This is a genomic window from Enterobacter cloacae complex sp. (genome assembly GCF_900322725.1).
Taxonomy (GTDB): Bacteria; Pseudomonadota; Gammaproteobacteria; order Enterobacterales; family Enterobacteriaceae; genus Enterobacter; species Enterobacter quasihormaechei.
Genome location: NZ_LT991957.1, coordinates 2,102,911 through 2,126,127, shown reverse-complemented (window position 1 = coordinate 2,126,127; position 23,217 = coordinate 2,102,911). Strand labels below are relative to the sequence as shown.

Genomic DNA, 23,217 nt, shown 5'->3' with positions numbered 1-23,217 from the left:
AGTCCATCACTACTTTACCGCGACCGCTGAATTTCGCCTCACTTTTGCAGTACAAACGTGAGGCCATTCGTCTTTGTCGTGGTGACAATGTAGTACAATCAGTTAATGTTGTACTACAATCCAGATCACAAAAAGAACAATTCGATAAATTCAGGGCAAAAAAAAGCCCCGGTTGATAACCGGGGCTGATGATTTAAGCGTTTGTTACGACAGAACGAATTTCTCGATCGCCCAGGCAACGCCGTCTTCCAGGTTAGATTTGGTAACGAAGTTCGCCACGTCTTTTACCGATGGGATCGCGTTATCCATCGCCACGCCCATGCCCGCATACTCGATCATCGCAATATCGTTTTCCTGATCGCCCAGCGCCATGATCTCCTCAGGCTTAATGCCCAGCGCATCGGCAAGCGATTTCACGCCCGTGCCTTTATTGACGCGTTTATCAAGGATTTCGAGGAAGTACGGCGCGCTTTTCAGCACGGTGTATTTCTCTTTTACCTCAGCCGGAATGCGTGAGATGGCTTTGTCGAGGATCGCGGGTTCGTCGATCATCATTACTTTCAGAAACTGGGTTGCCGGATCCATGTTTTCCGCTTCGCAGAACACCAGTGGAATGGTTGCAACGTAGGACTCGTGCACCGTGTAGTAGCTGATATCGCGGTTGGCGGTGTAAAGCGTATTACGATCGAGCGCGTGGAAGTGGGAGCCTACTTCGCGGGACAGTTTTTCCAGGAACAGGTAGTCATCATAGCTCAGTGCAGTTTGCGCCACCGTGCTGCCATCGGCTGCCTTTTGCACCAGCGCGCCGTTATAGGTGATGCAGTAATCGCCAGGCTGGTTCATGTGCAGCTCTTTCAGGTAGCTGTGCACCCCGGCATACGGGCGTCCGGTGGTGAGCACGACGTTCACGCCTTTTTCGCGTGCAGCGGCGATCGCGTTTTTAACGGCTGGAGAGATGGTGTGGTCCGGCAGCAGCAGCGTGCCGTCCATATCGATTGCAATGAGTTTGATGGCCATGAGGTCCCCGGGATAAATGAGTGCTACCTCATGCTAACGCGATTAAGCCCACAAAAATAGAGCTACTTTGCGCAACAAAAAGCCCCTTTTACGTTTATCCCGGGAACGGGAACTTACTCGCGGGTGAGAACAATTTTGCCAAACGCGCCGCGATCAAGATGTTCAAACGCCTGTTCCAGCTCGTCAAAGCGGTAGCGATGCTCAATCACCGGTTTTAAGCCAGTGACGTCAACCGCACGGACAAAATCTTCCAGCGCCCGACGGTGTCCAACCCCAATCCCCTGAATGACAGGGGATTTCAGCAACAGTTCGCTCGCGGGCAGCGAAATGTCTGTCCCGGCCAGCACGCCAATCACTGAGATACGCCCGTGAACGGCAACGGCGCGCAGGGAATGCTTCAGGTTCTCGCCTCCCACGGTTTCAATGATATGGTCAATGCCGCGATCCTGCGTGAGTACCAACGCATTTTCAGCCCAGTCGCCTTTCAGCCGATTAATGCCCTGGCTGGCGCCCAGTTTTTTGGCCAGCGCCAGTTTTTCATCACTCCCCGACGTGACAATCACCTCGGCGCCGTGCGCTTTTGCTATCTGCAAAGCGAATAGCGCCACGCCGCCCGTCCCCTGTACCAGTACCGATTGCCCGGCGCGTAAATGTCCGCGCTCCACCAGCGCGAACCATGCGGTAAGCCCTGCGCAAGGAAGCGTGCTGGCCTCAGCGTCATCCAGGCTTTCCGGGGAGGCCACCAGCGCGTTTTCACTCACAATCACATATTCAGCCAGCATGCCCTGGAAGTATCCACCGGACGTTTTGTAGGGCAAATCGCGCGCGTCTGCCTGCGGCTTGCCGTCGATCCACTCGGGGAAAAAGGTTGAGATGACGCGTGCGCCGGGTTTGAAGCGTGTCACCCCGTCGCCAATGCTGTCCACCACGCCCGCCATGTCAGACGCCGGGGTAAACGGGAAGGAAAGCGGAATCGGCATCGTGCCTTCGATAACCATTTTATCCCGGTAGTTGAGCGCAACGGCATTTACCCGTACGCGAACCTCACCCGGGCCTGGCTGTGGAACAGGCTCCTGAACAAGCTGAAGGCTCTCGCGCCCAAGGGCGTTCATTGACCAGCGCTGCATTGTTTCTGTCATTTTTTTCTCCTGTCATCAGATGATTTTCAGTTCTGACAGTCTACCGTTGACTCTGCGTCGCCAGTGGCGATAAGTTTTCCCACTATTGATGACCAAAAAGATACAATCAGTTCATGACCGATACGCTGAAAGATATTCCCGTTTTCGTTGCCTCCGTAGAAGCAGGAAGTTTTGCGCAGGCCGCCGTTCGTCTGCATTTGTCGCGCTCGGCGGTAGGAAAAAGTATTGCTCGTCTTGAAGAAAGGCTGGGGGTTCGTCTGTTTCATCGGACCACGCGCAGTCAGAGGCTGACCGATAACGGCGCGCTTTTTTATGAACGCTGCCTGCGCGCGCTGGAGGAGATTCGTGGCGCTGAATCGCTGCTTGAAACCGGAAAACATCAGGTCAGCGGACGGCTGCGGGTTGCCATGCCGGTGCTGTTTGGTCGTCAGTGTATCGCCCCGCTGCTCACAGAGCTGACGCAGGAACACCCCGGACTTGAGCTTGAAATGTCCTTCAGCGACCGCATTGTGGATCTCGTGGAAGAAGGGTTTGATATGGCGGTGCGCAATGGCACCCTGGCTGACAGCGCCGTGCTGGTCGCCAGAAGGCTGGGTGAGCACCGAATGGTTCTGTTTGCCGCGCCGGATTATCTGCTTAAGAATGGCCAGCCGCAGGCCGTTGATGATTTACGCCAGCATACGGCCATTAACTACACACGTGCGGGCAGAGTCTTACCCTGGCAGCTGATGGATTACGATGGCACGTCGCGCACGTTTATTCCCCGCTCATCTCTCAATATGGATGATTTACAGGCGATCTGCGACGCGGCACTGGCCGGCCACGGCCTTGCGTGGTTACCCTGCTGGATGGTCATCAAAGAAATTCAGCAGGGGAACCTTGTCCCGCTCTTAAATCAGGCCCCGGATGTACGCTTCGACGTTCATGCCGTCTGGCAGCAGACGCCGCACCTGCCGCTAAGGGTAAGAATTGCCATAGATAAGCTGGCGAGCCGTTTACCGGCAGTGATGTCGCTGGACCTTCCTGCGTCCATAAAAAAGCCGCGCTAAAGCGCGGCCAGTTATGTTGCCGTAAAGCGACGATTAAATATCGATATTCGCCGCCTTCAGGGCGTTCTCTTCGATGAACGCACGACGTGGTTCAACCGCATCGCCCATCAGGGTGGTGAACAGCTGATCCGCTGCAATCGCATCTTTAACGGTGACGCGCAGCATGCGACGGCTTTCCGGATCCATGGTGGTTTCCCACAGCTGATCCGGGTTCATTTCGCCCAGACCTTTATAACGCTGAATAGAGAGGCCACGACGGGACTCTTTCACCAGCCACTCCAGCGCCTGCTCGAAGCTGGCTACCGGCTGACGACGCTCGCCACGTTCGATAAACGCATCTTCTTCGATCAGACCACGCAGCTTCTCGCCGAGGGTGCAGATACGGCGGTATTCCGGACCGGTCACAAATTCGTGCTCCAGCGGGTAGTCGGTATCGACGCCGTGGGTACGCACGCGCACAATCGGCTCGAACTGCTGTTCAGCGTTCTGCTGAACGTCGAACTTCCACTGGCTGCCGTGCTGCTCTTTCTCGTTCAGCTCGCTTACAAGGGTATTTACCCAGCGGGTTACGGCCTGCTCGCTGCTCAGATCGGCTTCGGTCAGGGTAGGCTGGTAAATCAGCTCTTTCAGCAGCGCTTTCGGATAGCGGCGCTCCATGCGGCCAATCATTTTCTGCGTGGCGTTGAACTCGGAGACCAGACGCTCCAGCGGCTCGCCGGCCAGCGCTGGCGCGCTGGAGTTCGCGTGCAGGGTCGCACCGTCAAGGGCGATCGCGATTTGGTACTGATCCATCGCCTCGTCATCCTTAATGTACTGTTCCTGCTTGCCTTTTTTCACCTTGTACAGCGGTGGCTGCGCAATGTAGACGTGGCCGCGCTCAACGATTTCCGGCATCTGACGATAGAAGAAGGTCAACAGCAGCGTACGAATGTGCGAGCCGTCGACGTCCGCATCGGTCATGATGATGATGCTGTGATAGCGCAGCTTGTCCGGGTTGTACTCGTCGCGCCCAATGCCGCAGCCTAGCGCGGTGATGAGCGTCGCCACTTCCTGAGAAGAGAGCATCTTGTCGAAGCGCGCTTTCTCAACGTTAAGGATTTTACCCTTCAGCGGCAGGATCGCCTGGTTCTTGCGGTTACGGCCCTGCTTCGCAGAACCGCCCGCGGAGTCCCCTTCCACAAGGTACAGTTCAGACAGCGCCGGGTCACGTTCCTGGCAGTCAGCCAGCTTGCCCGGCAGGCCTGCCAGGTCCAGCGCGCCTTTACGACGGGTCATTTCACGGGCTTTACGCGCTGCTTCACGGGCACGTGCCGCATCAATAATTTTGCCCACCACGATTTTCGCGTCGGACGGGTTTTCCAGCAGGTATTCGCTCAGCAGTTCGTTCATCTGCTGCTCAACCGCCGATTTCACCTCAGAAGAGACCAGCTTGTCTTTGGTCTGAGAGGAGAACTTCGGATCCGGCACCTTCACGGAGACCACGGCAATCAGGCCTTCACGGGCGTCGTCACCGGTGGCGCTGACTTTCGCTTTTTTGCTGTAGCCTTCTTTGTCCATGTAGGCGTTCAGGGTACGGGTCATCGCCGCGCGGAAGCCCGCAAGGTGAGTACCGCCGTCGCGCTGCGGAATATTGTTGGTAAAGCAGTAGATGTTTTCCTGGAAACCGTCGTTCCACTGCAATGCCACTTCAACGCCGATACCGTCTTTTTCGGTGGAGAAGTAGAAGATATTCGGGTGAATTGGCGTTTTGTTCTTGTTCAGATACTCAACGAACGCCTTGATACCGCCTTCGTAGTGGAAGTGATCTTCTTTGTTGTCGCGTTTGTCGCGCAGACGAATCGACACGCCGGAGTTCAGGAACGACAGTTCGCGCAGGCGTTTCGCCAGGATGTCGTACTCAAACTCGGTAACGTTGGTGAAAGTTTCGAGGCTCGGCCAGAAACGCACCATGGTACCGGTTTTATCGGTATCACCCGTCACGGCCAGCGGAGCGTCAGGCACGCCGTGCTGGTAGATCTGACGGTGAATTTTGCCTTCGCGCTGGATAACCAGCTCCAGCTTCTGCGACAGGGCGTTTACCACGGAAACGCCTACGCCGTGCAGACCGCCGGAAACCTTATAGGAGTTATCATCGAACTTACCGCCTGCGTGCAGCACGGTCATGATCACTTCCGCAGCCGATACGCCCTCTTCCGGGTGAATACCGGTTGGGATGCCACGACCGTCATCGGTAACGGAGACGGAGTTGTCCGCATGGATCGTGACCACGATGTCTTTACAGTGACCCGCGAGCGCTTCGTCGATAGCGTTATCTACCACCTCGAATACCATGTGGTGCAGACCGGTGCCGTCATCCGTGTCGCCGATATACATACCCGGGCGCTTACGCACCGCATCCAGCCCTTTCAGGACTTTGATACTGGAGGAGTCATAAGAATTCGACATCAACGTTTCTCGCTCATTTCAACTTGGGTTAATCCGTTATTTTACCCTTTTCCACGGTAAACATCTTCGAATTTTCGTCCGACATGTCCATAACGTGTTCAGCGCTAATGGCGCTGACGAAAACCTGCGACTGCGTAGCTTTTAAGCGGCTGGCAAGCAGCCCGCGCCGCGCGTCGTCAAGTTCCGAGGCAAAATCATCTATCAGGTACAGGCAGCGTCGCCCGCTTTCGCGGGTGAGGAACTCACCCTGCGCCAGGCGTAGCGCGCACATCAGGAGCTTCAGCTGCCCGCGCGACAGCGTATCTTCCACCGGCGCACCGTCAGCACGAATGCGGAAATCCGCCTTGTGCGGGCCGTGCGCGGTGTAGGTCAACATGCGGTCGCGCTCGAAGCTTCTCTCTAACACCTCGGCATAATCCGTCTCTTTCTCCCAGCCGCGCTGGAAGGAGAAGGTGAGAGAGAACTCGGGTAAAAACTGTTTGCAGGTATCGGCCATGTCTTCGGCGATACCTGCGCTGTATTCGGCACGCCAGCGGCTGATCTGTTCCGCGAGAGGGATGAGTTCCATGTCCCACGGACGCAACTGGACGTAGCGCGTGACCTGGCGCAACGCGGCGTTACGCTGTTTAAGCAGACGCTTCAGGTTGCTCCAGGCGTTAAAGAAACCGGCTTCATTGTGAAAGCATCCCCAGTCGAGGAACGCTCTTCTGTATTTGGGGCCGCCGTTGAGTAAAGTAAACCCCTCGGGCGTAATCAGCTGCATTGGCATCAGTAGCGCCAGCTCCGCCACCTTGTGGCCATCGGTGCCGTCGATGCGCACCTTGCTGTCGCCCTGCTTGTCTTTGGTCAGGCCGATGGCAGTTTCCCGCTCTGCGCCCTGCAAACGCCCGTGCAGAACAAAAGAGTCCTGCTCGTGGCGAATCACGCGACCAATCTGCAAACTGCGAAACGCCCGGCCATGGCCGAGCGTATAGATGGCTTCCAGCACGCTGGTTTTGCCGCTGCCGTTCGCGCCAACCAGGAAGTTAAAGCCGGGGGATAAAGCGAGATCCGCGCTTTCGATATTGCGAAAGTCGCGGATCAACAGACGGGTGAGCGACATTACAGTCTCATTGGCATGACAACATAAGCCGCGCTTTGGCTGGCCGCATCTTCAATCTGTACGCTCGAAACGGAGTCGGTCAGCAGAATGCGCACATTCTCGCATTTCAGTGCATTGAGCACATCCAGCACGTAGCTGACGTTGAAGCCGATTTCCATCTCAGCCCCGGCGTAGGTGACGTCCAGAATCTCTTCTGCCTCTTCCTGCTCCGGGTTGTTGGCGGTGATTTTGATCTGGTTTTCACTCACGTACAGACGTACGCCGCGGAATTTCTCGTTCGAGAGAATGGCCGCGCGGGCAAACGCCTGCTTGAGGATATCGCAGCCCGCTTCCAGCGTTTTGTCCGGGTTCTTCGGCAATACGCGGCGATAATCCGGGAAACGACCGTCAACCAGCTTCGACGTAAAGACAAAATCACCCACGTGGGCACGGATGTTATTGCTGCCAATCTGCACCCGCAGCGGCGTGTCACCGCCGTCGAGCATACGCATCAGTTCAATCACGCCTTTACGCGGCACGATCACCGAATGGTTCGGCAGCGAGTCGCCAATCGGCATGGAACAGACCGCCAGACGGTGGCCGTCGGTGGCCACGGTACGCAGCTCTTCACCTTCGGTTTCGAACAGCATGCCGTTTAAGTAGTAACGAACGTCCTGATGCGCCATGGAGAACTGCGTGGCTTCAATCAGACGCTTCATCGTCGCCTGCGGCAGGGTAAATTCAACTTCGCTCTGCCAGTCGTCCAGGTTCGGGAAATCCGCAGCGGGCAGCGTGGAAAGGGAGAAACGGCTTCGGCCAGAGCGCACCAGCATGCGGTCGCCCTCCAGCTGCACGGCGATTTCAGCGCCTTCCGGCAACCCACGGCAGATATCAAAGAATTTACGTGCCGGAACCGTGGTCGCGCCCGCGTCGTGCGGCTGAGTCAGCGTAACGCGCGCGATCATTTCCATTTCCAGATCTGTGCCGGTCAGCGACAGCGTACCGTCCGCGACCTGAAGCAGCAGGTTTCCAAGAATAGGCAGCGTTGGGCGGCCGCCTAACGGGCCACTCACCTGTTGCAGCGGCTTTAATAAATGTTCACGTTCAACGGTAAATTTCATAGCGTCACGATGATAATGTTCTGATTAAATTGGAAAAATCTTCTTTTATGTCGTGGCTTTCTTCGCGTAACTGCTCAATCTTGCGACAAGCGTGCAGCACGGTCGTATGGTCACGGCCACCAAACGCATCGCCGATTTCCGGCAGGCTGTGGTTGGTTAGCTCTTTTGCCAGCGCCATCGCCATCTGACGCGGACGCGCCACCGAGCGGGAACGACGTTTAGACAGTAAATCTGCCACTTTGATCTTGTAGTACTCAGCCACCGTCTTTTGAATATTGTCGATAGTGACCAGTTTTTCCTGCAATGCCAACAAATCGCGCAGCGCTTCACGCACAAAATCGATGGTGATCGCACGACCAGTGAAATTGGCGTTAGCGATAACGCGGTTCAGCGCCCCCTCCAGTTCACGAACGTTGGAGCGCAGGCGCTTGGCAATAAAGAACGCCACTTCGCCCGGCAGGCGAATGTCGTTCTCGTCGGCTTTTTTCATCAGGATCGCGACGCGGGTTTCCAGCTCCGGTGGCTCGATCGCCACGGTCAGGCCCCAGCCGAAGCGGGATTTCAGACGATCTTCAACGCCGTTGATCTCTTTAGGATAACGATCCGAGGTCAAAATAATCTGCTGATTGCCTTCCAGCAGGGCGTTAAAGGTGTGGAAAAACTCTTCCTGCGATCGTTCTTTATTGGCAAAGAACTGAATGTCATCGATCAGCAGCGCATCAACGGAACGGTAGTAGCGTTTAAACTCTTCGATCGCATTGTTTTGCAGGGCTTTTACCATGTCCTGAACGAAGCGCTCGGAGTGCATATACACCACTTTCGCATTCGGCTTACGCGCCATAATGCCGTTACCCACCGCGTGCAGAAGGTGCGTTTTACCGAGACCCGTGCCGCCATAAAGAAACAGCGGGTTATACGCGCCACCGGGGTTATCAGCAACCTGGCGAGCCGCCGCGCGCGCCAGCTGGTTCGACTTACCTTCAACGAAGTTATCGAACGTGTGCTTCACGTTCACGTTAGAGCGGTAGGTGGGCTCAGCGGGGGCCGGAACGTTATCCCAGCCCTGACGAGCAGGAGCAACGCGAGGCGCTGGAGCGGGCGCCGCCTGTGCAGGGGCTGCCACATTGACAACTTCACGAACGGTTTGGGTGACCGGCTTTGTGCCCACTTCAAAACGCAGCTGTGGGGCATCTGACCCGCAAAAATCGTTCAGCAATCCATTGATGTTATTAAGGTATTTATCCCTTACCCAATCGAGCACGAAACGGTTTGGCGCATACAAAGCCAGCGTGTTATCGCTCAGTTCCGCCTGCAACGGGCGGATCCACATACTGAATTCTGTGGCTGGTAACTCATCCTGCAATCGGGCAAGACACTGCTGCCAAAGCGAAAGTGACACGGCGGACTCCACTCGAACAATAAAAGAAAACTATTGAATATTCATGATTGTTGGCGCACATCGACATGACCCCATCAGGGTGATGTGCGAACCGCTATCTGCGGTTATACACGCTATCGTTGATACAACCTGAACGATGTTGTGTTTATGCCCGACCAGGATCGCTGGATCCCGATCGGGACCGCGGATCATAGCCTAAACTGAGCCAGAGATCTTCTGTTTCTCACAGATTCTTCCCGATTTATCCACAGGATGATCCGGAATCGGGTAAGTGTAAACGATCCTGACGCGAGTGCCCCGCGATTTAGCCCGCATATTGGAAAATTTAATGAGCACAGACGATTTTTGGCTTAAATGATCTAACGAAGATCCGGGACGATCCTTGCGCTTTGTGGATGACTCCGTATAATCCTCGACCCGGCGCGTGATGCTCATCTTCCTGCGTCGTCCGTTGCTCATTTTCCACGCGAAATCGTGCGGAAATACGCGGGAAATAAGGAAAGAGAATTGACTCCGGAGTGTACAATTATTACAATCCGGCCTCTTTAATCACCCACGGCTTCGGCGTCCGTCATTCGAAACTCGGTCGGGCATCCGCAAAAGTCATGAATTTTTTCAAGTTTAGGTAGAAATCGCCATGAAACGCACTTTTCAACCGTCTGTACTGAAGCGCAACCGTTCTCACGGCTTCCGTGCTCGTATGGCTACTAAAAATGGTCGTCAGGTTCTGGCACGTCGTCGTGCTAAAGGCCGCGCTCGTCTGACCGTTTCCAAGTAATAAAGCTAACCCCTGAGTGGTTAAGCTCGCATTTCCCAGGGAGTTACGTTTGTTAACTCCCACTCATTTCACTTTCGTCTTCCAGCAGCCATTACGGGCTGGCACGCCGCAAATCACCATCCTCGGCCGCCAAAATTCGCTGGGGCATCCCCGTATCGGTCTCACAGTCGCCAAGAAAAACGTTAAGCGTGCGCATGAACGCAACCGGATTAAACGTCTGACGCGTGAAAGCTTCCGTTTACGTCAGCACGAACTGCCTTCTATGGATTTCGTGGTGGTGGCTAAAAAAGGGGTTGCCGACCTCGATAACCGTGCTCTCTCGGAAGCGTTGGAAAAATTATGGCGCCGCCACTGTCGCCTGGCTCGCGGGTCCTGATAGCCCTTATCAGGGTCTATCAACGCCTGATTAGTCCGCTACTCGGGCCACATTGTCGTTTCACCCCTACGTGCTCAAGCTACGGAATTGAGGCATTGCGCAGGTTTGGAGTGATAAAAGGCAGTTGGTTGACGGTGAAACGCGTATTAAAATGCCACCCTTTACACCCAGGTGGAGACGACCCCGTCCCTCCAGGACCCTTTGATACCAGAGAACACTAACGATGGATTCGCAACGCAATCTTCTTATCATCGCTTTGTTGTTCGTGTCTTTCATGATCTGGCAGGCATGGGAGCAGGATAAAAATCCTCAACCCCAGCAGCAGACCACGCAGACCACGACCACCGCAGCGGGTAGCGCCGCCGACCAGGGCGTACCGGCCAGTGGCCAGGGGAAACAGATTACGGTTAAGACCGATGTGCTTGAGCTGACTATCAACACCCGTGGTGGTGATGTTGAGCAGGCGCTGCTGTTGACCTACCCGAAAGAGCTGAAGTCTACCGAACCGTTCCAGTTACTGGAAACCACGCCTGAATTTATCTACCAGGCACAGAGCGGCCTGACCGGTCGTGATGGCCCGGATAACCCGGCTAACGGTGCGCGTCCACTGTATAACGTCGAAAACGACACGTTTGTGCTGGCTGATGGTCAGAACGAACTGGTTATTCCGATGACCTACACCGACGCGGCAGGCAACACCTTCACCAAAACCTTCACCCTGAAACGCGGTGAGTATGCGGTGAACGTGGGCTACAGCGTGCAGAACGCCGGTGCGAAACCGCTGGAAATCTCTACCTTTGGTCAGCTGAAGCAGTCCATCAATCTGCCGTCTCACCGTGACACCGGAAGCAGCAACTTTGCGCTGCATACCTTCCGTGGCGCGGCATACTCCACGCCAGATACCAAGTACGAGAAATACAAATTCGACACCATTGCCGATAACGAAAACCTGAACGTCAGTTCTAAAGGCGGCTGGGTCGCAATGCTGCAACAGTATTTCGCGACGGCGTGGGTACCGAACAACGACGGTACGAATAACTTCTACACCGCGAACCTCGGCAACGGTATTGCAGCCATCGGCTACAAATCTCAGCCGGTTCTGGTACAGCCGGGTCAAACCGGTAAGCTGGCAAGCACCCTGTGGGTCGGTCCGGAAATCCAGGACAAAATGGCTGCCGTTGCGCCGCACCTGGATCTGACCGTTGATTACGGTTGGTTGTGGTTCATCTCTCAGCCGCTGTTTAAGCTGCTGAAGTTCATCCACAGCTTCCTGGGTAACTGGGGCTTCTCCATCATCGTTATCACCTTTATCGTTCGTGGCATCATGTACCCGCTGACGAAAGCGCAGTACACCTCCATGGCGAAGATGCGTATGCTACAGCCGAAGATTCAGGCTATGCGTGAGCGTCTGGGCGATGATAAACAGCGTCAGAGCCAGGAGATGATGGCCCTGTATAAAGCAGAGAAAGTAAACCCACTGGGTGGTTGCTTCCCGCTGCTGATTCAGATGCCAATCTTCCTTGCGCTGTACTACATGCTGATGGGTTCCGTTGAGCTGCGCCACGCGCCGTTCGCCCTGTGGATCCATGACCTGTCCGCACAGGACCCGTACTACATCCTGCCGATCCTGATGGGCGTGACGATGTTCTTCATCCAGAAGATGTCTCCGACCACCGTGACCGACCCGATGCAGCAGAAGATCATGACCTTTATGCCGGTCATCTTCACCGTGTTCTTCCTGTGGTTCCCGTCAGGTCTGGTGCTGTACTATATCGTCAGCAACCTGGTGACCATCATCCAGCAGCAGCTGATTTACCGTGGTCTGGAAAAACGTGGCCTGCATAGCCGCGAAAAGAAAAAGTCCTGATTCGGTAAGTTAACGCTAAAATAAGGGCGGTCGATTGACCGCCTTTTTTATTTGTATTGAACGAGAGCAACCATGAGCCATAACGACACTATCGTCGCCCAGGCAACCCCACCGGGACGCGGTGGTGTAGGCATTCTGCGTATCTCCGGCCTGAAGGCGCGTGAGGTGGCCGAAGCGGTGCTGGGTAAACTGCCAAAGCCGCGCTACGCTGATTATCTGCCGTTTAAAGATGCCGACGGCACCCCGCTGGACCAGGGCATCGCGCTGTGGTTCCCCGGCCCGAACTCCTTTACCGGCGAAGACGTGCTGGAACTTCAGGGCCACGGCGGTCCGGTGATCCTCGACCTGCTGTTAAAACGTATTCTGACCCTGCCTGGCCTGCGCATTGCAAAGCCGGGCGAATTCTCCGAGCGTGCGTTCCTGAACGACAAGCTCGACCTGGCGCAGGCCGAAGCGATTGCTGACCTGATCGACGCCAGCTCCGAACAGGCGGCCCGCTCCGCGCTGAACTCGTTGCAGGGCGCGTTTTCCGCACGCGTAAATCATCTTGTGGAAGCACTTACTCACCTGCGAATCTATGTCGAAGCGGCTATCGACTTCCCGGACGAGGAGATCGACTTCCTTTCTGACGGCAAAATCGAAGCCCAGCTGAACCAGGTGATGAACGATATGGATGCCGTCCGCGCCGAAGCGCGCCAGGGCAGCCTGCTGCGTGAAGGCATGAAGGTGGTCATTGCCGGACGCCCCAACGCCGGGAAATCGAGCCTGCTGAACGCCCTGGCGGGCCGTGAAGCGGCGATCGTCACCGACATCGCCGGCACCACCCGCGACGTGCTGCGCGAGCATATCCATATCGACGGCATGCCGCTGCACATTATCGATACCGCCGGCCTGCGCGATGCGAGCGATGAAGTCGAGCGTATCGGCATCGAACGCGCCTGGCAGGAGATTGAGCAGGCCGATCGCGTGCTGTTTATGGTAGACGGCACCACGACCGACGCCGTAGACCCGGCAGAGATTTGGCCGGACTTTATTGCCCGTCTACCTGCCAAACTGCCGATCACCGTAGTGCGCAACAAGGCAGACGTGACCGGCGAAACGCTTGGCCTCAGCGATGTGAATGGTCACTCACTTATTCGCCTGTCGGCCCGTACCGGGGAAGGCGTGGAAGACCTGCGTAACCATCTAAAACAGAGCATGGGCTTCGACACCAGCATGGAGGGTGGCTTCCTGGCGCGTCGTCGTCACTTGCAGGCGCTGGAAGAGGCGGCTCGCCACCTTGAGCAGGGCAAAGCCCAGCTGATCGGCGCGTGGGCTGGTGAGCTGCTGGCCGAGGAACTGCGTCTGGCGCAGCAGAATCTGAGCGAGATCACCGGGGAGTTTACGTCAGACGATCTGCTGGGACGGATTTTCTCAAGCTTCTGTATTGGTAAGTAATTCCCGTTAGTACAGGGTGATTTCCTCCCGGGAAATCACCATTGTCCAAATGGCAACTCGCTTTATCCCCTCCATGCCCCCTATCCTGCATGCCTGCATCCATGGGGGATTTATGGCTCGTTTTCTGTTCTGTAGTTTTGCACTCGTTCTGCTTTATCCATCCGGCATTGATATGTATCTGGTAGGGCTACCGCATATTGCCCGCGATCTGGGGGCCAGCGAGGCGCAGCTGCACATCGCGTTTTCGGCTTACCTTGGGGGGATGGCGTCGTCGATGGTGTTTGCCGGGAAAATCGCGGATAAAGCCGGTCGTCAGCCCGTCGCCATTACGGGTGCGGTTATCTTTGCGCTGGCATCGGTCCTGTGTTCAATGGCTCAGGAAAGCACAATGTTCCTGGCAGGGCGCTTTATTCAGGGCATTGGCGCGGGTGGATGCTACGTGGTGGCGTTTGCCATTCTTCGCGATACCTTAAGCGCCCAGCGCCGCGCCAGGGTGCTGTCGATGCTGAACGGCATTACCTGCATCATCCCGGTGCTGGCGCCGGTCGTGGGCTACCTGATCATGCTGAAATTTCCATGGCAGAGCCTTTTCTGGACCATGGCCACCATGGGCACTATCGTCTTTATTCTGTCCGTGACGGTGCTGAAAGAGACCCATCCTGGTTCGCAGCAGATGCACCACGCTGCTACCTTTCATCCGGCTGAAAAGCTTCTGAATCGCTTTTTCCTGAGCCGCCTGACCATCATCACGCTCAGCGTGGCGGTGATCCTCACCTATGTAAACGTTTCCCCGGTGTTATTGATGGAAACGATGGGCTTCGATCGCGGTGAGTATTCGACGATGATGGCGCTCAATGCGATGGTCAGCATGGTGGTTTCATTCTCGATGCCCTTTGCACTCAATATTTTCCGCCAGCGCACGATGATGCTCACTTCACAGACGCTGTTTCTCGCCGCCGGCGTGATTCTGGCGACCGCCACCTCACACGCGCTGATGCTGGTGAGTATGACCCTGATCTGCGCCGGATTCTCCGGCGGCTTCGGCGTGGCAATGAGTCAGGCGCTTGGCCCGTTCTCACTGCGGGCTGGCGTGGCAAGCTCGGTGTTGGGCATTGCGCAGGTCTGCGGTTCGTCGCTGTGGATTTGGCTGGCGGCAGTGATCGGCCTTCACGCGCTGAATATGCTGATCGGGGTGCTGATTGGCTGTAGCATACTTAGCATTATCTTACTTATGGTCATCCAGCCCGCGGCGCACTATGAAGAAGCCCATCAGCAGTCTCGATCTTAATCTTTTACTTTGCCTGCAACTGTTGTTGCAGGAGCGCAGCGTCACCAAAGCCGCGAAGCGGATGAACGTGACGCCGTCCGCGGTGAGTAAATCGCTGGCGAAGCTGCGCGACTGGTTCGACGATCCGCTGTTTGTGAAAACGCCTTTAGGACTACTGCCCACGCCGCTGACGGTGAGCCTGGAGCAGGACCTGGCCGACTGGATGCAGATTGGCAATCAGATCGTCGATAAATCTCACCATAGCTCTCCTGGCGGGCTCAAGTTTGTGCTTGCCGCCGAAACGCCGCTGATGCTGATTCGCTTTAACACCCTGCTGGAGCAGGTGAATCAGCGCTACCCGCAGGCGACGGTGAAGTTGCGCCAGTGGGATTACGATTCGCTGGACGCCATTACGCGCGGGGAGGTCGACCTCGGTTTTACCGGCCGCGAAACGCACCCGCGCTCCCGCGAGCTGCTGAAGCTGATGCCGTGGTTTATTGACTACGAAATCCTGTTCAGCGACCGTCCGTGCGTCTATCTGCGAGAAGACCATCCGGCACTTCGCGAAGCGTGGAACCTCGAGACGTTTCTGCGCTACCCGCACATCAGCATCTTCTGGGAGCGCAGCGACACCTGGGCGCTTGATGAGGTGCTAAAGGAGATGGGCCGCGAGCGCAACGTCGCCATGTGCCTGCCCGGCTTTGAACAGTCGATGTTTGTGGCGGCCCAGCCGGACCACAACTGCATTGCCACTGCGCCTTACTACTGCCATCACTATAATCAACTCCACCAGCGTAAACTGGTCTGCCTTCCCATTCCTATCGATGAGGCACAAGCAGAAAAGTTGACTGTCCCCTTCACGCTCATCTGGCATAAGCGGAACAGCCATAATCCGAAAATTATCTGGCTGCGCGAAACCATAAAAGCCCTGTATACCGCGCCAGGTCAGGTTTTTGCCTAAGATAATGTAAAGTTCGGTCCTCAGGCTTCTCTTATTTCTATTTACTGATTAAAACAGAAGCTGAGTTAAGCGATAATCATGTAACCGTTTAACCGACTACGACCATTATCAAGGAGCGAAAAATGGCTACGCACTTTGCACGAGGAACATTAGCAGAAGGGCATCTCGTATCGGCCAGAATGTCTTCAGCCTGCCACAGTGAGGCGCTCAAGCTACCTGAACACCGCAGGACGCGGTTTTTAGCCTCCAGAGCACTTCTCGCAGAACTGCTTTTTATGCTGTACGGCACCAGCGAATTACCGGACATACTCACCCAGCCAGAAGGTCGCCCGGTTTTTGCGGACCCGGCACTCCCCCATTTTTCCATTGCGTACACCGGCAACATTGTTGGCGTCGCGCTGACCACCGAAGGCGATTGCGGGCTGGATATGGAGCTGCAACGCGTCACGCGCAGCTTCCACGGGGCTAACGCGCTTGATGAATACCCGCTTTCAAGCAATGAAATGCTGTGGATACGTAACCAGAACGACCCCGTTGAAGCCAGAGCGCAGCTCATTACCCTTCGCCAGAGCATCCGCAAACTGAGCGGTGCGGCGTCAGACGACGCCAGCCTGTTGCAGCTGCTGCCTGGCTCCGGACGCCTGCGGGCCACAAAAGCCTCGCTGGTAGAGGCGCTCAGCGACGCTGAGGACGTGTTGATCTGGTCTGTTGCGGTGAGTCCCGCCATCGAACGGCTGAAAATCTGGGAATTTGACAGTATTCGCGGTTGGCGTAGTCTTCCGGATGTCCCCGAGCGCGCCAACGAGCCCGCCGCGCGCCTGATGCGATTAACCAGCTTACCGGCAGAAAAAGCATACACCCATAGCTGATCCGTCCAGGATCATCATGATGAAACAGGAGTAATCATGTCTGATACGTTGAAAGTTGTTACGTTACTGGGAAGCCTGCGCAAAGGTTCTTTTAACGGGATGGTTGCCCGCACGCTGCCGCAACTGGCGCCTGCGGGAATGGAAATCAGTGCCCTGCCGTCTATTGGCGACATCCCGCTTTATGATGCTGACGTTCAGCAGGAAGAAGGGTTCCCGCAGAGCGTGGAAGCGATAGCCGAGCAGATCCGCCAGGCTGACGGCGTGGTGATTGTAACGCCAGAGTATAACTACTCGGTGCCGGGTGGCCTGAAGAACGCGATTGACTGGTTATCCCGTTTACCGGAGCAGCCGCTGTCAGGCAAACCGGTGCTGATCCAGACCAGCTCAATGGGCGCCATCGGCGGCGCGCGCTGCCAGTATCACCTGCGTCAGATCCTGGTATTCCTGGATGCGATGGTCATGAACAAGCCGGAATTTATGGGCGGTGTGATTCAGAACAAGGTCGACCCGCAGACGGGTGAAGTGGTGGATCAGAGCACGCGTGACCATCTGTCTGGCCAGCTGACCGCGTTTGGGGATTATATTAAGCGGGTTAAAGCCTGATAAAAAAGCCCGGTGGCGCTAGCGCTTACCGGGCCTACACGCGTCAGTAGGTCAGGTAAGCGAAGCGCCACCTGACACCACAAACCGCACCTTAGTGCGCGTCAATAAACACAATCTTCAGCACAAACAGCAGCGCCACAATCATCACGCACGGGCTGAGTTCGCGGAAGCGACCGGTACCGATCTTCATCACACAGTAAGAGATAAAGCCCAGCGCGATCCCTTCGGTGATCGAGAAGCTGAACGGCATCATTACGGCTGTAATAAAGGCTGGCACCGCTTCGGTTAAATCTTCCCACTTCACGCGCGCCAGGCTCGAGGTCATCAGCACGCCGACATAAATCAGCGCACCCGCCGCCGCGTACGGTGGCACCATCCCGGCGAGTGGAGAGAGGAAGATCACCAGCAGGAACAGCAGACCCACCACCACCGCCGTCAGGCCGGTACGGCCGCCCACGGAGACGCCGGAAGAGGATTCAATGTAAGCGGTAACAGACGAGGTGCCGATGAAAGAACCCGCAACGGAAGAGATGCTATCCACATACAGCGCCTGCTTCATGCGCGGGAATTTGCCTTTCTCGTCCGCCAGACCCGCTTTGTCCGTCACGCCAATCAGCGTACCGGAGGAGTCAAACAGGTTGACCAGCATGAAGGAGAAGATCACCCCCGCCAGGCCCAGGTTCAGAGAGCCCGCCAGATCAACGTGACCAATCACGGTAGAGACGCTCGGCGGCGCAGAGACAATACCGCTGTAATGCACGTCACCCATCATCCAGCCCAGCAGCGTGGTCACGATGATAGAGACCAGCACCGCAGCGTGGATGTTGCGCGACGCCAGGATCGCGATGATGAAGAAGCCCAGCACGCCCAGCAGCACGCTGTGCGAGGTCAGGTTACCGATGCTCACCAGCGTTTCCGGGTTCGCCACGATCACACCGGCGTTTTTTAGCCCCATCATACCGATGAACAGACCGATACCGCTGGTGATACCCACGCGCAGGCTCACCGGGATATTGGCAATCATCCAGTAGCGGACGCGGAAGATGGTCAGCAGCAGCAGGCCGACCGCACCCCAGAAGATAGCGCCCATACCAACCTGCCACGGCAGGCCCATCGCCTGAACTACCACGAACGCGAAGAACGCGTTCAGACCCATCGCCGGGGCCAGCGCCACGGGCAGGTTAGCGAAAACGCCCATCAGAATGCTGCCAAGGGCCGCGATCAGACAGGTGGTAACAAAGACGGCGCTGGTGTCCATGCCAGCCACGCCCAGAATTTGCGGGTTCACAAAAACGATGTAGACCATCGTCAGGAAGGTAGTAAAACCGGCGATCACTTCGGTGCGTGCCGTTGTGCCGTGCTCGCGCAGTTTGAATACGCGCTCAAGCAGACCCTGACCAGATGTCTGGGTTGTGTGTTGTTGACTCATCATCAATTTCCGAACAAGGAGGGAAAATTCGTCGCTATCCTATACCAAAATGCGACAATAGTGGCGGTTACGGGATACTTTTTTCATTGATTTTGCTTATACGGCAACGATTGCGTCTCGTAAATCTGTCGTACGTAAACGTTAAACTTGTTAAAAGGGAAGGGCATGTCCGGAATTGAAGCGGTATTTTTCGACTGTGACGGTACGCTGGTCGACAGTGAGGTCATTTGTTCCCGCGCGTATGTCGCCATGTTCCAGGAATTTGGCATTACGCTCGATCTCGAAGAGGTGTTCAAACGCTTTAAGGGCGTGAAGCTGTACGAGATCATCGACATCATTAACGAAGAGCACGGGGTGGATCTGGCGAAAGCGGATCTGGAACCGGTGTACCGCGCCGAGGTCGCACGCCTCTTCGACGCCGAGCTGGAGGTTATCGCCGGCGCTAACGCGCTGCTGGATGCGATGACGGTGCCGATCTGCGTGGTCTCTAACGGCCCGGTCAGCAAAATGCAGCATTCGCTCGGCAAGCTGGACATGCTGCACCACTTCCCGGAAAAACTGTTCAGCGGCTACGATATCCAGCGCTGGAAGCCCGATCCGGCATTGATGTTCCACGCGGCGAAGGCGATGAACGTCAACGTGGAGAACTGCATTCTGGTGGATGACTCGTCTGCGGGCGCGCAGTCGGGGATTGATGCAGGAATGGAAGTGTTTTACTTCTGTGCCGATTCGCACAACAAGCCGATCGATCATCCAAAAGTGACGACCTTTACCGACCTGGCACAATTGCCAGAGTTGTGGAAGGCGCGCGGGTGGGATATTACGCGTTAAGCTAACGTAGGGCGGGTAAGCGCTAGCGCCACCCGCCACAAACATCACTCTTTCGGATCTTTACCCGCCAGCAGCTTGTCCAGCTCGTCGCCGCCCACGTGACGGAAGTCCTGCCCTTTCACGAAGTAGAAGATGTATTCACAAATGTTCTGGCAGCGGTCGCCAATACGCTCGATTGAGCGCGCGCAGAACAGCGCGGTCAGCACGCTTGGAATGGTACGGGAATCTTCCATCATGTAGGTCATCAGCTGACGCACAATGCCTTCGTATTCCTGGTCGACTTTCTTGTCTTCACGATAGATACGCACCGCTTCGTCCAGATCCATGCGCGCGAAAGCGTCCAGCACGTCGTGCAGCATCTGCACGGTGTGGCGACCGAGAGACTCCAGGCTGACCAGCAGCGGCTGGTGCTGCTGAGAGAATTTCTCCAGCGCGGTGCGGCAGATTTTATCCGCGACGTCGCCAATACGCTCCAGCTCGGCGATAGTTTTGATGATCGCCATGACCAGACGCAGGTCGCTCGCGGTCGGCTGACGCTTGGCAATGATGCGCACGCACGCTTCGTCGATGGCGACTTCCATCATATTGACGTTGTGATCGCCTTCGATAACGCGCTTCGCCAGCTCGCTGTCCTGGTTGTGCATCGCCGTGATCGCATCAGAAAGCTGCTGCTCGACCATGCCGCCCATGGTCATCACCTGGGTGCGAATGCTTTCCAGCTCTGCGTTAAACTGGCCGGAAATGTGTTTATTAAGATTGAGGTTGTCCATGGTTTCTCCACATGCACTAAGGCAAATCAACCGTAGCGGCCAGTAATGTAATCTTCGGTTTGTTTCTTCGCGGGCCGGGTGAACAGCGCGTCCGTATCGCTGAACTCAATCAACTCGCCCAGGTACATAAACGCCGTGTGGTCAGAACAACGGGCAGCCTGCTGCATGTTGTGGGTGACGATCACTACGGTGTAATCCTGCTTCAGCTCGGTGATCAGCTCTTCAATACGCCCGGTTGAGATCGGGTCCAGCGCTGAGCACGGCTCATCCAGCAGCAATACTTCCGGGCGAATGGCGATACCGCGCGCAATGCACAGACGCTGCTGCTGACCACCGGAGAGAGAGTACCCGCTCTGGTGAAGTTTATCTTTGGTTTCGTTCCATAATGCGGCCTTGGTCAATGCCCACTGCACGCGCTCGTCCATGTCCGCACGTGAGAGCTTTTCAAACAGACGCACGCCAAAGGCGATGTTGTCATAGATCGACATCGGGAACGGCGTGGGTTTCTGGAACACCATCCCCACCTTCGCGCGCAGCAGGGCGATATCCTGGGTATTGGTCAGGATGTTGTCACCGTCCAGCAGAATTTCACCTTCTGCACGCTGCTCCGGATAGAGCGAATACATTTTGTTGAAGGTGCGCAACAGCGTGGATTTACCACAGCCAGACGGACCGATAAATGCCGTGACCTGGTTCTTCGCGATATCCAGGTTGATATTCTTCAGGGCATGGAATTTGCCGTAGTAGAAGTTCAAATCACGAACCTGAATCTTACCCGGGGCAGTATCAACCATACTCATTGACTCATTTCCTCATTCGGCGCCGCGATGTGCCGCGCCGTAAAAATTTAACCGTGTTTCTTCTTCGCGAAAATGACGCGCGCCAGAATGTTCAGCAACAGTACGCAAAGGGTGATGATCAGCACCCCGGCCCAGGCCAGCTGCTGCCATTCCGCGAATGGGCTCATCGCAAATTTAAAGATCGTCACCGGCAGGTTGGCGATCGGCTGCATCATGTCCGTGCTCCAGAACTGGTTGGAGAGCGCGGTAAACAGCAGCGGTGCGGTTTCACCGGCAATACGGGCGATAGCCAGCAGGATACCGGTCATGATCCCCGAGACGGACGCTTTCAGGGTGATCGCCGAAATCATCTTCCATTTCGGCGTGCCCAGCGCGTAAGCCGCTTCACGCAGGCTGTCCGGCACCAGTTTCAGCATGTTTTCAGTGGTACGAATAACGATAGGCACCTGCAACAGCGCCAGCGCAATCACGCCCGCCCAGCCGGAGAAGTGTTCCATTTGAGCCACCACGATGGTGTAAACAAACAGACCCACAACAATCGATGGGGCAGACAGCAGAATGTCGTTAATAAAGCGGATGACTTCAGCGATCCAGGATTTACGGCCATACTCCGCCAGATAGATACCCGCCATGATGCCCAGCGGCGTACCGAAAACGGTCGCCCACAGGATCAGCAGGCCGCTACCCGCCAGGGCGTTTGCCAGACCACCGCCCGCCGTGTTCGGCGGCGGCGTCATCTCGGTGAACAGCGCCAGGGACATTCCATCGATGCCGCGGGTGATGGTGGACATCAGGATCCAGATCAGCCAGAACAGGCCGAACGCCATCGTGGCCATGGAAAGCGTCAGCGCAATGCGGTTTTTAATCCGGCGCTTTGACTGCATTTTGCGACGGGATTCCGCAAGCTGAGCGGTGTTTTGCATGTCGAGAGTCGCCATTAGCGTGCCCCCTCGTTTTTAGCCAGACGCATAATCATCAGCTTGGAGATAGCCAGTACGATAAAGGTGATAACAAACAGGATCAGGCCCAGCTCCATCAGCGCGGCAACGTGCAGCCCGGATTCCGCTTCGGCGAATTCGTTCGCCAGCGCAGAGGTAATGCTGTTGCCCGGCATGTACAGAGAGACGCTGTCGAGCTGGTAGGTGTTGCCGATGATAAAGGTCACCGCCATGGTTTCACCCAGCGCGCGGCCTAAGCCCAGCATGATGCCGCCGATCACCCCATTTTTGGTGAACGGAAGGACGATGCGCCAGATAACCTCCCAGGTGGTGCAGCCGATGCCGTAGGCCGACTCTTTCATCATCACCGGGGTTTGTTCGAAGACATCGCGCATAACCGCCGCAATGTACGGAATAATCATGATGGCGAGGATCACGCCAGCCGCCAGAATACCGATACCGAATGCCGGACCGGAGAACAGGGCGCCCACAAACGGAACGGCAGAAAGCACGTTACCGACCGGCTCCTGGAAGTACGTTGCAAACAGCGGAGCAAAGATAAACAGGCCCCACATGCCGTAAACGATACTTGGAATGGCCGCCAGCAGTTCGATGGCGATACCCAGCGGGCGTCGCAGCCAGCCCGGCGCCAGCTCCGTCAGGAACAGAGCAATACCGAAGCTTACCGGCACCGCAATCAGCAGGGCGATAAAGGAGGTTACCAGCGTGCCGTAAATCGGCACCAGCGCACCGTAGATATCGTTCGGCGCATCCCACTCTTTGGTCCACAGGAAGGCGAAACCAAATTTCTGAATGCTCGGCCAGGAGGAAAAGATCAGGGACACGATAATGCCGCCCAGCAGCAATAGCACAATCAGCGCAGCCAGTTTCACCAGGGCGCTGAAAATCATGTCACCTTTTTTACCCGGAGGGTTAAATGCAGGCTTGGTTGCAGCCATAAATTACTCTTCTTTTTGAGACGTCTTACGAATATGCCCGGTGGCGCTGACGCTTACCGGGCCTACAGGATGAACCGTAGG

The 23,217-nt window shown here is 56.1% G+C and carries 22 protein-coding genes; 11 read left to right on the top strand and 11 right to left on the bottom strand.

Features of this window, described 5'->3' with window-relative positions; translation table 11 throughout:
• Positions 1–204: 204 nt before the first annotated feature.
• Together yidA and DBR02_RS10610 are read right to left on the bottom strand one after the other, a co-directional pair.
• The gene (gene yidA / locus DBR02_RS10615) at positions 205–1,017 is read right to left on the bottom strand and encodes a sugar-phosphatase (RefSeq protein WP_045308263.1); all 813 of its coding nucleotides are present in this window, start codon (positions 1,015–1,017) and stop codon (positions 205–207) included.
• Between the two features lie 113 nt (positions 1,018–1,130).
• The gene (locus DBR02_RS10610; protein ID WP_107534315.1) at positions 1,131–2,156 is read right to left on the bottom strand and encodes a zinc-dependent alcohol dehydrogenase family protein; all 1,026 of its coding nucleotides are present in this window, start codon (positions 2,154–2,156) and stop codon (positions 1,131–1,133) included.
• 113 nt (positions 2,157–2,269) lie between these two features.
• Here DBR02_RS10610 and DBR02_RS10605 point away from each other — a divergent pair, with 113 nt between their 5' ends.
• Positions 2,270–3,205: a LysR family transcriptional regulator gene (locus DBR02_RS10605; protein ID WP_107534313.1), complete on the top strand. Its 936-nt coding sequence runs from the start codon at positions 2,270–2,272 to the stop codon at positions 3,203–3,205.
• A gap of 33 nt (positions 3,206–3,238) precedes the next feature.
• Here DBR02_RS10605 and gyrB read toward each other — a convergent pair whose 3' ends face one another.
• From gyrB to dnaA, 4 genes are read right to left on the bottom strand one after another with little or no spacing between them, the layout of a single operon-like run.
• Positions 3,239–5,650, bottom strand: coding sequence for a DNA topoisomerase (ATP-hydrolyzing) subunit B (gene gyrB / locus DBR02_RS10600; protein WP_063452049.1), 2,412 nt, complete (start codon positions 5,648–5,650; stop codon positions 3,239–3,241).
• A 28-nt stretch (positions 5,651–5,678) separates the two neighbouring features.
• Positions 5,679–6,752 carry a DNA replication/repair protein RecF gene (recF, locus tag DBR02_RS10595; protein WP_107534311.1) on the bottom strand — a complete coding sequence of 358 codons (1,074 nt, stop codon included), beginning with the start codon at positions 6,750–6,752 and terminating at the stop codon, positions 5,679–5,681.
• The gene (gene dnaN / locus DBR02_RS10590; RefSeq protein WP_003861122.1) at positions 6,752–7,852 is read right to left on the bottom strand and encodes a DNA polymerase III subunit beta; all 1,101 of its coding nucleotides are present in this window, start codon (positions 7,850–7,852) and stop codon (positions 6,752–6,754) included. The genes recF and dnaN overlap by 1 nt, the downstream gene beginning before the upstream one ends.
• Positions 7,853–7,856: 4 nt before the next feature.
• Entirely contained in the window at positions 7,857–9,251 is a 1,395-nt protein-coding gene (dnaA, locus tag DBR02_RS10585; protein ID WP_003861124.1) for a chromosomal replication initiator protein DnaA, read from the bottom strand.
• Between the two features lie 637 nt (positions 9,252–9,888).
• Between dnaA and rpmH the strand changes: the two genes are divergently transcribed.
• From rpmH to DBR02_RS10535, 9 genes are all read left to right on the top strand, one after another.
• Complete coding sequence (gene rpmH, locus DBR02_RS10575) at positions 9,889–10,029, top strand: 50S ribosomal protein L34 (protein WP_000831330.1); 141 nt, start codon at positions 9,889–9,891, stop codon at positions 10,027–10,029.
• Positions 10,030–10,045: 16 nt separating this feature from the next.
• Entirely contained in the window at positions 10,046–10,405 is a 360-nt protein-coding gene (rnpA, locus tag DBR02_RS10570) for a ribonuclease P protein component (RefSeq protein WP_006808764.1), read from the top strand.
• Positions 10,369–10,626 (top strand): membrane protein insertion efficiency factor YidD, encoded by a 258-nt coding sequence (gene yidD / locus DBR02_RS10565; RefSeq protein ID WP_001307474.1) that lies wholly within the window; start codon positions 10,369–10,371, stop codon positions 10,624–10,626. Before rnpA ends, yidD begins: the two co-directional genes overlap by 37 nt.
• 2 nt (positions 10,627–10,628) lie before the next feature.
• A complete protein-coding gene (gene yidC, locus DBR02_RS10560; RefSeq protein WP_003861138.1) occupies positions 10,629–12,272 on the top strand; it encodes a membrane protein insertase YidC in 1,644 nt (547 codons plus the stop codon).
• Between the two features lie 72 nt (positions 12,273–12,344).
• The gene (mnmE, locus tag DBR02_RS10555; RefSeq protein WP_107534309.1) at positions 12,345–13,709 is read left to right on the top strand and encodes a tRNA uridine-5-carboxymethylaminomethyl(34) synthesis GTPase MnmE; all 1,365 of its coding nucleotides are present in this window, start codon (positions 12,345–12,347) and stop codon (positions 13,707–13,709) included.
• A gap of 112 nt (positions 13,710–13,821) precedes the next feature.
• A complete protein-coding gene (locus DBR02_RS10550) occupies positions 13,822–14,997 on the top strand; it encodes an MFS transporter (RefSeq protein WP_063868608.1) in 1,176 nt (391 codons plus the stop codon).
• Positions 14,966–15,937 carry an HTH-type transcriptional regulator YidZ gene (gene yidZ / locus DBR02_RS10545; RefSeq protein WP_063868605.1) on the top strand — a complete coding sequence of 324 codons (972 nt, stop codon included), beginning with the start codon at positions 14,966–14,968 and terminating at the stop codon, positions 15,935–15,937. The genes DBR02_RS10550 and yidZ overlap by 32 nt, the downstream gene beginning before the upstream one ends.
• Before the next feature lie 122 nt (positions 15,938–16,059).
• Positions 16,060–16,806: a 4'-phosphopantetheinyl transferase family protein gene (locus tag DBR02_RS10540; protein WP_063868604.1), complete on the top strand. Its 747-nt coding sequence runs from the start codon at positions 16,060–16,062 to the stop codon at positions 16,804–16,806.
• Positions 16,807–16,842: 36 nt separating this feature from the next.
• Positions 16,843–17,409, top strand: coding sequence for an NADPH-dependent FMN reductase (locus tag DBR02_RS10535; protein ID WP_003861147.1), 567 nt, complete (start codon positions 16,843–16,845; stop codon positions 17,407–17,409).
• Positions 17,410–17,500: 91 nt separating this feature from the next.
• Here DBR02_RS10535 and adeP read toward each other — a convergent pair whose 3' ends face one another.
• Positions 17,501–18,838: an adenine permease AdeP gene (gene adeP, locus DBR02_RS10530; RefSeq protein ID WP_139158018.1), complete on the bottom strand. Its 1,338-nt coding sequence runs from the start codon at positions 18,836–18,838 to the stop codon at positions 17,501–17,503.
• Positions 18,839–19,003: 165 nt separating this feature from the next.
• Here adeP and yieH point away from each other — a divergent pair, with 165 nt between their 5' ends.
• A complete protein-coding gene (gene yieH, locus DBR02_RS10525) occupies positions 19,004–19,669 on the top strand; it encodes a 6-phosphogluconate phosphatase (protein ID WP_102749952.1) in 666 nt (221 codons plus the stop codon).
• A 44-nt stretch (positions 19,670–19,713) separates the two neighbouring features.
• Here yieH and phoU read toward each other — a convergent pair whose 3' ends face one another.
• From phoU to pstC, 4 genes are read right to left on the bottom strand one after another with little or no spacing between them, the layout of a single operon-like run.
• Positions 19,714–20,439: a phosphate signaling complex protein PhoU gene (gene phoU / locus DBR02_RS10520; RefSeq protein WP_003861153.1), complete on the bottom strand. Its 726-nt coding sequence runs from the start codon at positions 20,437–20,439 to the stop codon at positions 19,714–19,716.
• Positions 20,440–20,465: 26 nt separating this feature from the next.
• The gene (gene pstB / locus DBR02_RS10515; protein WP_003861154.1) at positions 20,466–21,239 is read right to left on the bottom strand and encodes a phosphate ABC transporter ATP-binding protein PstB; all 774 of its coding nucleotides are present in this window, start codon (positions 21,237–21,239) and stop codon (positions 20,466–20,468) included.
• A 47-nt stretch (positions 21,240–21,286) separates the two neighbouring features.
• Positions 21,287–22,177, bottom strand: coding sequence for a phosphate ABC transporter permease PstA (gene pstA, locus DBR02_RS10510; protein WP_003861156.1), 891 nt, complete (start codon positions 22,175–22,177; stop codon positions 21,287–21,289).
• The gene (gene pstC, locus DBR02_RS10505) at positions 22,177–23,136 is read right to left on the bottom strand and encodes a phosphate ABC transporter permease PstC (protein WP_022649877.1); all 960 of its coding nucleotides are present in this window, start codon (positions 23,134–23,136) and stop codon (positions 22,177–22,179) included. The genes pstA and pstC overlap by 1 nt, the downstream gene beginning before the upstream one ends.
• Positions 23,137–23,217 lie beyond the last annotated feature (81 nt).